This window comes from Streptomyces sp. NPDC002785 (assembly GCF_040295565.1).
Classification (GTDB): Bacteria; Actinomycetota; Actinomycetes; order Streptomycetales; family Streptomycetaceae; genus Streptomyces.
In genome coordinates this window covers 15,541-27,568 of sequence record NZ_JBEOVN010000038.1, presented here as the reverse complement: position 1 = coordinate 27,568, position 12,028 = coordinate 15,541, and the positions used below count along the sequence as shown (strand labels likewise).

Sequence of the window (12,028 nt, the reverse complement as noted above, 5' to 3'; positions counted from 1 at the left end):
CATCAGCACGTCCCGCCCCTGGGCGGAATCCGGGGCGCCCCGGCCGCGGCGCCGCCGGGGCGCCCGGGGCATCGTCCCGGCCGGGAGCGGCCGGACGGGCGTCAGCCGGATGCGCGGGCCGCGGCGCGGCGGGCCCGGTGGGCCGCCAGCAGGCGCTCCCGGGCCTGGTCGTCCTCGGCGGCCTGCGCCGCGGTCCAGGCGAGCGCCACGGCTCCATGGAGCAGCGCCCGGTCGGCAGCCGGGGTCACGCACGCCTCGGCGAACTCCGGCTGGTGGTTGACCGCACCCCCGCTGTCGATGCCGATGCTCGGGTGCACGCTGGGCAGGGCCCGGCTCACATTGCCCATGTCGGTGCTCCCGGTGGGCATCGTGCGCTCCTCCTCCGGGGACACCAGGGGGCGGCCCAGCTCGGTGGCCGCGGCACGGTACGCCTCCACCAGGAAGGGATCGTGGGCAAGTTCGGCGTACGCGGGCGTGGACAGGACCTCGTGTGTGCAGCCGGTGGCGACGGCTCCGCCCTCGAAGCAGGCCCTGATGCGTGCTTCGAGGCGTTCCAGGGACTCCATGTCGGCGGCGCGGAGGTTGTAGAGGGCCCTCGTGCGCGCGGGCACCACATTGGGCACATCGCCACCCCGGGTGACGATGCCGTGCACCTGCTGCCTCGGCTCGAAGTGCTGGCGGCCCACGCCGACGGCGACCTCGGCCACGGTCAGCGCGTCGGCCGCGTTGACCCCCAGGTGGGGGGCGAGCGCGGAGTGCGACTCCTTTCCGGTGTAGCGGACTTCGAGCTCGATCAGTGCGAGGGGGCGGGGAGCGCAGTTGTCCTCGGGAGCCGGGTGGACGAGCATCGCCATCGATACATCGTCGAAGACCCCGGCCTCCAGCATCGTGATCTTGCCGCCGCCCATCTCCTCGGCCGGGGTGCCCAGCACCATGACCGTGATGCCGAGTTCGTCGGCCACGTCCCTCAGCGCCAGCGCAGCACCCACCGACGACGCGGCGATGATGTTGTGACCGCAGGCGTGGCCGAGGCCCGGCAGGGCGTCGTACTCCGCGCACAGCCCGACCGTGAGCGGGCCGCTGCCGTAGCGGGCGGTGAACGCGGTCTCCAGGCCCCCGGCTCCGGGCTCGATCTCGAATCCCTCGTCCCGCAGCAGACCGCTCACCTTTGCCGCGCTCCGGTGCTCCTGGAATCCGATCTCCGGCTCGGCGTGAATACTCCTCGACAGAGCGATCAGCTTTTTCTCGGCGCGGTCGACGCTTTCTCGGCAGTGGTGCATCGTCCGAGACGAAATTCGCATCTTTACTTTCCCCTCCGGATTACCAGGTGCGTCGGCGACTGGACGGCCGAACATTTCCTGAGCCCTCCCTTTCCTACCGGAGCGGCGGACGAAAAGCGAGACCAGTCTGGAGAATTGACATGGCATCACTGACGTGGAACGTGCGCGCGGGAAACGGGGAACTCTCCGTCGAGACAATGCCCTGGTCGCTGCTGCGGGCGACGGGTTTCCCGGCCGGACTCCTGGACGGGCTCGCCTCCGAAGGGCTGCTCACCACCGCTGCCGAGGTGCTGGCGGCCGAGGACGCCATCGCCTCCGAGCGCGCGCACTTCCTGGACGAACTCTGGCCGCAACTGCGTGAGGCCGTGCGCACCGTCGAACCGCGCCAGCGGTCCCTGCGGGCCCTTCAGAGCTGCCGTCGGCAGGTGGAGGAGGCCGCACCGCTGGACGAACGGTGCGAGTCGATCCTCACGGCCACTGGGGCGTCGCACTGGGCGCCTGGGTGGAACACCCTGGTCACCGCACTCGACCAGCGGCTGACGGCGGCCCGGGACGAGCTGGACACGGCACTGCTGCGGGCCCGGCTGCGCACTGCGGAGGCCGCGGGCCGCGATGACTTCGGGCACGCCGTGTTCGTGTCCAACCCGTCGTTCCACCGCACGGCGCTGGAGACTGCGCCGCTGGCCCATCCGGGCTGGACCGAGGCACGGGACGGGGGCGCGGTGCCGCGTGCCCTGCGCCGCCGGGTCGACACCCTGCACCGCTATCTGCGCCGGTTCGCCACCAAGTGCGAGACGGTCTCGTTCTTCGGCCCGGTGCTGTTCGGCCGACTGCGGCCGGATCAGGAGGAGGCCCTGCTGGCCGGCGCGCCGGGCCGGGAGAAGGTCGTGGTGGAGGCGAGCGCCTGGCTCGTGGAGGAGCTGCGCGAGCGGGCCGCCCGAGAAGTGCCGCTGACGCGGCAGCACGTCTGGCCCAGTCCCCTGTTCCGCCGGCCGGGCCCGGACCCGGTGCTGGAACGGGCTGTCGACGGCCGCAGATTCAAGGTCGCCGCTCCCGCGCTGGCCCTGTGGCAGGCCGCCGCAGCGGCACCGGGATGCCGTCTGGACACGCTCATCGCCGCGGCCGGTGCCCTTCCCCCGGAGCGGGCAGCGGCGGACGCCGCGTACGCCGCCAAGCTGGTGAAAGCCCTCGGACCGGCGCTGATCGTCTCCCCTTGGCGCCTCCCGGCCACCGAGCTGCACGCGCTGACCAGGCTGGCGGCCGAGCACCCCACGGCCGCGGTCGTCGAACTCGCGGAGGCCCGCGACAAGTACGCGGATGCGGCATGGCCCGAGCGGGCAGGTCATCTCACGGCCGCGCGGGCAGCCCGTGAGCAGGGCGGCGGGCAGGTGTCGCGCGACAGCGGCAGGCACTACGCCGACCGCGAGCTGTTCCACGAGGACAGGTCGAGCCCGCTGAGCGAGCGGGTCGGCTTCGGGGCGCCGGTCGTGGACCGGATCCGGCAGGTCACCGAGGCGGTGTTCCCCCTCGCGTTTCTCGCGGCGCTGCTGACCAGGGAGGACGCCCGCGACGCCTTGCGTGACGAACTCCAGGGCTCGCCCGCACCGCTGGCCGTGCTGGCCGTACGGGAGATCCCCGCCCGCTCGCCGCGCCGTGATCGACTGGACTCGGTGCTGCGCGGCCTGGTCGAGCGGGCCGTCGAGCAGGCGGGTACGGACGACGGCCGTCCGTCCGTCGCCGAGTTGAGCCGGAGCGAGCTGGACGAGGCGCTGGCACCGCTGTGGGACACCGTGTCCTACGGTCGCGAGGACGCGTGCCTCCCGAGCCCGGACCTGATGGTGGCGGGCTCCGACCCGGCTACCGCCACCTGGGTGCTCTCGGAACTGCACGACGATTGCAGCTCGATCTTCGGAGGTCTGGAGCGGCCGCTGCACAGCGACCCGGACGGCCTGTGGGACGGGTTCCGCGAGCGGGTGGCGCGGGCTGTGCCGTCCGGGACGGCCGCGACGATCGTCTCGCGTCGACGCAGCGCGCATGTGACACCCGAACTGCCCGGTGTCGCCATCGAGCTGAGCGGCCTGTCCGGCAAAGACCGTGCCGATGTGGTGCCGATCGCCGACGCCGTCGTCCCCGCCACGGCGGACGCGGTGCTGGTCGACGGGCAGAAGCGGCTGCTCTACCCGGGCGACCTGTCGTCCACGCTGCACCGGGCGGTGTCCCGGCCCGCGCTGGTACCGGTGCCGGTCGATCTCGGGGCGTACACCCCCCGGATCGTGGTGGACGGTGTCGTCCTTCAGCGTGCCCGCTGGCGCCTGGCCATTCCGGAAAGGGCCGGGGACACCGTCACGCAATGGCTGGCCGTGCAGAGGCTTCGGGCTTCTCATGGAATTCCCCGCCATGTGTATGTGAAGCATCCGGCCGAACCCAAGCCGCTGTACGTCGATTTCGCCGATCCGCTGTCGGTGCTCGACATCGCACGGCTTCCCGAGGGTGAGGTCGTAGTGTCCGAAATGCTGCCGACCGCCGATCAATTGTGGTGGCGCGTCGCGGGCATGCCGCATTGTGCCGAATTCCGTCTCGGCTGCATCGTGCGGCCGACGACGTCCGACAATTCGCTGACTCAGGAAGAGAGCGCATCATGACCGAGGAAATCCGCATCACCTCCCTCGTGAGGGACGCCTACGACAAGTCCGCCGAGCAGTACGAGTCCGCGGGTCAGATGATCTTCCATCCGCTCGGGAAGATGGTCGCCGATCTGCTGGAGCTCTCGCCCGGAGCGCGTGTGCTCGACATCGGCTGCGGACGCGGCGCCTGCCTGTTCCCCATCGCCCACCAGGTCGGCCCGGACGGCTTCGTCCTCGGCATCGACCAGGCCCAGGGCATGGTCGACGCGTGCGCGGCGGACATCGCCACCCGCGGGCTCTCGGGCCGGGCCCGTGCCGAGCTGGGCAACGCCCAGGGCTTCGCCTTCGACGAGCCCTTCGACGCGGTGAGCGCCGGTATGGTCCTGTTCCTGCTGCCGGATGCGGAGAAGGCCCTGTCCTGCGCCCTTGCCGCCCTGCGCCCCGGTGGCCGATTCGCCGCGACCACCTTCCCCACCGAGAACGGCAGGCTGGCCGCAGGCTGGGAGTCCGCGGAGATCCTCGCGGGCGTGCTGGCCAAGTACCTCCCCGAGGGTGTTGACGACCCCTGGCAGGTGGTCCTGGGTCTCGGTGGCCCCCTGGTCAGCGAGGAGTCCACGGCCGCCGCCTTCCACAAGGCCGGATTCAGCGATGTGCGGATCCGCCATGTCCCGGCGGACTCCCGCTTCGAGACCATCGACGACTACCTGGCCTGGACCAAGACCGTGACCACACGCATGCAGTGGGACCTGGTCCCCCCGGAGCGGGTTGCCGAGGCGACCGACGAGGCGCGCGAGGCACTGCGGGTGCTCGCGGGCCCCGACGGTTCCCTGGAGTTCTCCTGCCCGACCAGGACCGTGCTGGCCGTCCGCTGACGGCACGGCCGCAACCGACCACCAAGCGCTGAGCACAGAGCCGAGAGGTGCGATGACATGGTTCCTGATACGACCCCTTCGTTGATCCGTCCGCTGTCCGAACTGCTGGGCGGACATGCCGCCCGGATCGGGGACAAGGTGGCCTTCGCCGACGCCGGGCGCGGCGTCGGCTACCGGGAACTGGATCTGCGGACCTCTCGGCTCGCCGGGCATCTGGCAGCCCTGGGGCTGGAGAACGGCGGCCGCGCGGCCGTCCTCATGGGCAACAGTGTCGAGGCGGTGGAGAGTTGCCTCGCCGTCATACGGGCCGGCGGCGTCACCGTGCCGCTCAATCCGCAGGCATCCGACGCCGAACTGGCCCATTTCCTAAGGGACTCAGGGGCGTCAGTGGTGCTGTGCGACCCGGCGCGGCTCGACGTGCTGCTGCGGGCGGTGTCCGCGTCCGGCGACTCCCGGCCGGCGATCGTGCTCACCGGCGACGTCCCGCCGCCAAAGGACGCGCCCGTCGGTATCACCGCGTACGAGACGCTCGCCGCAGCCGAGCCCGAGGGGCCGGCGCCCGAGGAGAATCCGCTCGACGCCCCGGCCTGGATGCTCTACACCTCGGGCACCACCGGCCGGCCCAAGGGCGTGCTCTACTCCCTGCGCAGCTCACTGTGGCTGGTGGAGGCGTGCCATGTGGGTGTGCTCGGGATGTCGCAGGACGACCGGCTGCTGTGGCCGATGCCCCTCTTCCACGGTCTGGGGCAGAACCTGTGCGTCATGGGGGTCGTGGCCGTGGGCGCCGGTGCCCGGCTCATGAACGGTTTCGCCCCCTGTGAGGTCCTGGACGCGCTGCGCGACGACGGTGTGACCTTCCTCGCCGGGGTGCCGACGACATACCACTATCTGCTGGACCGTGCACGTGAGGAGCGCACCGAACTCCCCTCGCTGCGGCTCGGGTTCGTCGCCGGGTCGGCCAGCGGCGCATCTTTGGGAAGCCGTTTCGAGGAGGCGTTCGGCGTCCCGCTCGTAGACCAGTACGGATCGAGCGAGACGGGCGCCATCACCTCGAACCGGCCGACCGGTGACCGGGTCGCCGGATCGGCCGGCCCTCCCGTACCGGGGGTGAGCGTGCGCCTGGTGGACACCGAGTCCGGTGCCGATGTGCCCACCGGGGACGAGGGCGAGGTCTGGGTCAGCGGCCCCAACGTGATGCGGGGCTACCACGGCCAACCCGACGCGACCGCCGAGGTGCTGCGGGACGGGTGGTACCGCACGGGCGACCTGGCGCGCCGGGACGCCCTCGGGCATGTGACCCTGACCGGCCGGCTCAAGGAACTGATCATCCGGGGTGGCGAGAACATCCACCCCGCGGAGATCGAGGACGTGGTGCGCACGGCGGCGGGCGTGGCCGACGCGGCGGTGGGCGGGGAACCCCACGAGGCACTCGGCGAGGTGCCCGTCGCCTATGTGGTGCCGGGCCCCGAAGGAATCGACGTTCAGGCGCTGATCGAGCACTGCCGTGGGCTTCTGTCCTTCTTCAAGGTGCCGGAGAAGGTGTACGCGATCGAGCGCGTGCCGCGGACCGCATCCGGGAAGATCACCCGGCATCTGCTGGCGGAGGCGGGCCCCCGGCTGCTCGGCGTGGCCACCGGTGGCGCACCCGGAACGGAGACGGACTCCGGTCGCGAGGGCGGAGGCGACGCCGACGAGTGGGCGCACCGGCTCATGGCCATGACGGCGGCCGGGCGGACCCGGACCGTCCTGGACCTGGTCCGCACCGAGGTGGCTCGGTCCCTCGGCGTCGCGGGCCCCGAAGAGGTGGCGCCCACACGGCCGTTCGTCGATCTCGGGCTCGGCTCCCTGGCCGTCGTGGCGGTCGGGCAGCGGCTGTGCGCACTGGTCGGGACACGACTCCCGGCGACCGTCGTGTTCGACCACCCGACGCCCGCGGCATTCGCCGACCGCCTTGTCGCGGAGCTGACGGGGACATCCGGCACCCGCACCCCCGTCGAGGTGCCAACGGCGGACCGTACGGTCCCGTCCGGCAACGACGACGAGCCGATCGCCATCATCGGCATGGCCTGCCGCTTCCCGGGCGGGGTGGAGTCGCCCGAGCAACTGTGGAACCTGATCGCCGAGGGACGGGACGCCACATCGGATTTCCCCGCTGACCGGGGCTGGCCGCTGGACACCCTGTTCGACCCCGACCCCGACCACCACGGCACCAGCTGCACCTCGCGCGGCGGGTTCCTGACCGATCCGTCGGCGTTCGACGCCGGGTTCTTCGGCATCACCCCCCGTGAGGCGACCGCGATGGATCCCCAGCAGCGGCTGCTGCTGGAGGTCGCGTGGGAGGTCTTCGAGCGGGCGGGTATCGATCCGGCCGGGCTCGCAGGCTCGGAGACCGGCGTCTTCGTCGGCACCAAGGGGCAGACGTACAGCACGCTCGCCGCGCCCGCATCCGAGTACGAGGGCTATCTCGGCTTCGCCACATCGGGCAGTGTGATGTCGGGCCGAGTGGCCTACACCCTGGGTCTGCGCGGGCCGGCCGTCACCGTGGACACGGCTTGCTCCGCCTCCCTGGTGGCCCTCCATCTGGCCTGCGGCTCCCTGCGCTCCGGTGAATCGCGGCTCGCGCTCACCGGCGGTGTCACGGTGATGGCAACCCCGGACGACATGATCACCTTCAGCAGGCAGCGGGGTCTGGCACCCGACGGCCGGGTGAAGGCCTTCGCCGAGGGGGCGGACGGCACCGCCTTCGGAGAAGGGGCGGGGGTCCTGCTGCTCGAGCGGCTCTCGGACGCACGCCGGGCGGGCCACCAGGTGCTCGCCGTGATCCGGGGCAGCGCAGTCAACCAGGACGGCGCGTCCAACGGGCTCACGGCCCCCAACGGCCAGGCGCAGCAACGGGTGATCCGCCGGGCGCTCGCCAACGGCCGGGTGGCCGCGAACGAGGTCGACCTCGTCGAGGCCCATGGCACGGGGACCACGCTCGGCGACCCGATCGAGGCCGAGGCGATACTCGCCACCTACGGGCAGGGCCGGGACCCGGAGCGGCCCGTTTGGCTGGGGTCGGTCAAGTCCAACGTCGCCCACACCCAGGCCGCCGCGGGTGTAGCCGGTGTCATCAAGCTGGTGCAGGCGATGCGCCACGCGGTACTTCCGGCGACGCTGAACGTCGACCGGCCGTCACCGCATGTCGACTGGCCTTCGGGGAACGTACGGCTGCTCACCGAGGCGCGGCCGTGGACGACCGCCGAGGGACGGCCGCGGCGCGCCGGTGTGTCCTCCTTCGGGATCAGCGGCACCAACGCGCATGTAGTCCTGGAGGAGGCGTCGCACACCCCGGCCGCCACTGAGGACGTCCCCTCGCGGCCTGTTACCGCCGTGCCGTGGATGCTGTCCGCCAAGTCCTCCGCCGCACTGCGCGAGCAGGCCCGCCGTCTGGAGTCCTTCCTGCGTGCGGCGCCCGACTGCGAACCCGTGGACATCGGGCGCACCCTGGCCCTGTCCCGGGCCGGGCTCGAGCACCGCGCCGCAGTCGTCGCCGACGGTGCGAAGGGGCTGCTGCGCGGTCTCGGCGCGCTCGCGGAGGGCGAGCCCGCGGCCGGACTGACCACAGGGCTCGCCGGGCCCGCCCGTACCACCGCTTTCCTCTTCACGGGTCAGGGCTCCCAGTGGGCGGGCATGGCCCGTGAACTGTACGAGGAGTTTCCGGTTTTCGCCGAGGCGCTGGACGCGGTGTGCGAGCATCTGGCCCCCGATATACGGCAGTTGCTGCTTGCTTCCGGCGGCACGGAGGACCACGGCCGTATCCATCGCACCGGTTTCGCCCAACCGGCCCTGTTCGCTCTGGAGGTGGCGCAGTTCGCGCTGCTGGTGTCCTGGGGGGTGCGGCCCGAAGCGCTCTGCGGTCACTCCATCGGCGAACTCGCCGCGGCGCATGTGGCCGGGGTGTTCTCGCTGCCCGACGCGGCCAGGCTGGTCACCGCCCGTGGCGAGCTGATGCAGGCACTGCCCGAGGGCGGCGCCATGGTCGCCCTGGAGGCCACCGAGGAGGATGTGCTGCCGCTCCTCGAAGGCCGGGAGTCCCGGATGGGCATCGCCGCCGTGAACGCGCCCCGGTCGGTCGTGGTCTCGGGTGACGAGGACGCCGTGTCGGAGGTCGCCCGGATCCTGGCCGAGCAGGGGTGCAGAACCAAGCACCTGATGGTGAGTCACGCCTTCCACTCGCCCCGTATGGACGCGGTGCTGGAGGAGTTCGGAGCCGTCGCACGCACGGTCGCCTACCGCACGCCTGACATCCCGATCATCTCTACGGCCACCGGCGACCTCGCCGGTGCGGAGCTGCTGACGCCCGCGTACTGGGTCGGGCAGTTGCGCTCGGCCGTACGGTTCGCCGCCGCGGTGGGGACGCTGCGGGACCGGGGCGCCGACACCTTCGTCGAGCTGGGGCCCGACGGGGTGCTGACGGCCCTGGTGCGCCATGTGATCGGCGACGCGGACGACCACCGTGCGCTGCCGGTGTCCCGTCGTGACCGGTCCGGCGCCCAGGCCGCCGTCGGCGTCGCCGCCGCGCTCCACACCGCCGGTGTCCCGGTCGACTGGGCGGCGTTCTTCGAGGGCACCGGTGCCCGTCACGTCACGCTGCCGACCTATGCGTTCCAGCGCAAGCGTTACTGGCTGCCCACGCCTGCGGCCCCCACCCTCGCGGCGGCACCGGCACCGGCCCCCGTCATGGAGCCGGCCGACGCCGACGAAGCGGCCCCGGCCGGACGGGCGCTCAAACCGGGCGAACGTCCGGAGGTCGCCGCCCGGCTGGCAGCCGTACTCGCCGGGATGGACGAGGAGAAGCAGCTCCTCCACATGATGGACCGGATTGCCTCCCTGGTCGCGGCGGTCCTGGGCCACGACGGCACGGACGACATCGACCCCGATGCGCCGTTTTCGGACATGGGTGTCGACTCTCTCATGGCCGTGGAGATACGCAATCAGATCAGCGACTTCTGCGGGGTGAGCCTGCGTCCGACGCTCGTCTTCGAGCATCCGACCCTGGCGGTGCTCGCCGACCAACTGCTGGCGAAGGTCCTGGACACGGTGTCCACCGCGCCGGGCTCCGACGAGGACACGGTGGACTTCGCCGCCGAGGTCGTACTGGCGGCGGACATCACCCCGGCCGACGAGGTGATCCGGGTCGCCGACGACCCGAGGGAGGTGTTCCTCACCGGCGCGACCGGCTTCCTCGGCGCGTACCTGCTGCGTGATCTGCTGCGCACGACCCGTGCGACCGTGCACTGCCTGGTGCGCGGGGCCGACGAGGCGGACGCACGGGCGAGGCTGCGGAAGAACCTGGAGTGGTACGAGTTCTGGCACGACATCGACACGAATCGGCTGTCCGTGGTCGTCGGCGATCTCGCCCAGCCCCTGCTGGGACTCGCCCCGGACCGCTTCGACGCCCTCGCGCGCAGTGTCGACGCCGTCTACCACGCTGCGGCGACCGTCAACGGCCTCTACCCCTATTCGGCATTGAAGGACGCGAACGTCACGGGCACCGCGGAGATCCTTCGGCTCGCCTCCCGGCACCGGACCGTGCCCGTCCACCATGTCTCGTCCACGGGCGTGTTCGCCGCCGAGGCGGTCCCGGGAGTGGCCCTGAAGGTCACCGATCCGCCGGGACCTGCCGAGGCGCTGTCCTCCGGCTACCGGCAGACGAAGCTGGTGGCGGAGCAGATCATCGGGCTCGCCAGGGAACGGGGGCTGCCGGTCGCGATCTACCGGGTGGACGAGATCTCGGGCGACTCGCAGCGCGGCTTCTGCCAGACCCATGACTTCGTCTGGCTGAGCATGAAGGGAATCGTGCAGGCCGGTGCCGTACCGGCGGATCCCGCGGGCATCTTCCATCTGGTGCCGGTCGACCATGTCAGCGCGGCCATCCTGCGGCTGTCGCGCGATGAGCGGGCGGCGGGCCGCAACCACCACCTCGCGAACGGAACACATCTGCCCTTCTCCGAGATGACGGACTGCCTGCGGTCCCTCGGTTACCGACTGGACGAACTGCGCTGGGACCCCTGGGTCGAGCGCATCCGCTCAGACCGGGACAACGCGATGGTCCCGATGATCGACGCGTTCGAATCGACCATCTACAGCGGACGCAACCACTACCTGTCCGTCGACACCTCTCAGACCCGGGAACTGCTGGCGGGTACCGGCATCGAATGCCCGCCGATGACGCGTGAACTCTTCGAGAAGTACGTCGGGTTCTTCGTCCGCGTCGGCTACTTCCCCGAGGCGGGCGGCAGCGCCCCGGACAGCGGCGGGGAGGGACTGCGGGTCCGGGAGGCGGCGTGGGAGGACCTGCCGGCGATGGCGGGCATCTGCTTCGACGCCTTCAACACGCTGAACGCCTCGTTGGGCCTGCCGCCCGAGTGGTCTTCGGTGGACGCCGTGACGGAGATGTTCCGGGACCGACTCGCAGCCCCCGGCTGCCTCGCATATGTGGCGATCGACGGCGCGGGAGCCGTGGTGGGCTCCAACTTCCTGGTCCTGGGCGAGTCGGTGGCCGCGTTCGGCCCTCTCAGTGCCGCCCCCGGCGTGCAGGGCGGTGGAGTGGGGCGTCTGCTGATGGACGAGGTGGTCGTCGCGGCCGCCGGGCACGACCGGGAATCCGTGCGTGCCGTACAGGTGACCAACAACCTCGGCGCGTACCGGCTTTACTCGTCGCTCGGCTTCGTACCGTGCGAGCAACTGTCCGTGGTCGCCGGGTACGCGCCGCCCACCCCCGCGAACATGGCGGGCTTCGCGGTGCGCGCGATGACCGAGGACGATGTGCCCGCGTGCCAGGAGCTCTACCGCACGGTGAACGGCCATGCGCGGGACGGGGAGATCCACATGGCCGCGAAACGGGCCTTCGGGTGGTCCCAGCCGTACGTCGTCGTGGACCGGGCGACCGGTGCCATCGCCGGCTACACCACGGGCCTGTCCGATCTGGGACATCTGACGGCGGTCTCGGAGGCCGCGGTGCGGGCCTTGTACACGGGCGCGGGCGAGCTGATGCGCAGGGCGGCTCCCGACGGTCCCGCTCCCCGGCTGCGTATCCCGGGCCGACTGATGCCCGAGACCCTGAGCTGGGCGTTCCGTACCCGCGGCGTTGTCCTGGAGCGACTGGATACGCTTGTCGTGCGCGGCTCGTACACGGTGCCGGGGGCGGGGGTCTACTGCCCGGGGCTGTCCTACTGACGCCCCGGTACGCGAAGAGCACGGCTCGGGC

The 12,028-nt window shown here is 71.6% G+C and carries 4 protein-coding genes; 3 read left to right on the top strand and 1 reads right to left on the bottom strand.

What is annotated here, in order from left to right:
• Positions 1-101: 101 nt before the first annotated feature.
• Positions 102-1,301 (bottom strand): M20 family metallopeptidase, encoded by a 1,200-nt coding sequence (locus ABTZ94_RS12540; RefSeq protein WP_351200261.1) that lies wholly within the window; start codon positions 1,299-1,301, stop codon positions 102-104.
• A 119-nt stretch (positions 1,302-1,420) separates the two neighbouring features.
• Here ABTZ94_RS12540 and ABTZ94_RS12535 point away from each other — a divergent pair, with 119 nt between their 5' ends.
• From ABTZ94_RS12535 to ABTZ94_RS12525, 3 genes are read left to right on the top strand one after another with little or no spacing between them, the layout of a single operon-like run.
• Positions 1,421-3,922 (top strand): lantibiotic dehydratase, encoded by a 2,502-nt coding sequence (locus ABTZ94_RS12535; RefSeq protein ID WP_351200259.1) that lies wholly within the window; start codon positions 1,421-1,423, stop codon positions 3,920-3,922.
• Positions 3,919-4,776, top strand: coding sequence for a class I SAM-dependent methyltransferase (locus ABTZ94_RS12530; protein ID WP_351200257.1), 858 nt, complete (start codon positions 3,919-3,921; stop codon positions 4,774-4,776). Before ABTZ94_RS12535 ends, ABTZ94_RS12530 begins: the two co-directional genes overlap by 4 nt.
• 57 nt (positions 4,777-4,833) lie before the next feature.
• On the top strand, positions 4,834-11,997 hold the full coding sequence (locus ABTZ94_RS12525) for a thioester reductase domain-containing protein (RefSeq protein WP_351200255.1): 7,164 nt from the start codon (positions 4,834-4,836) through the stop codon (positions 11,995-11,997).
• The last annotated feature ends 31 nt before the right edge of the window (positions 11,998-12,028 follow it).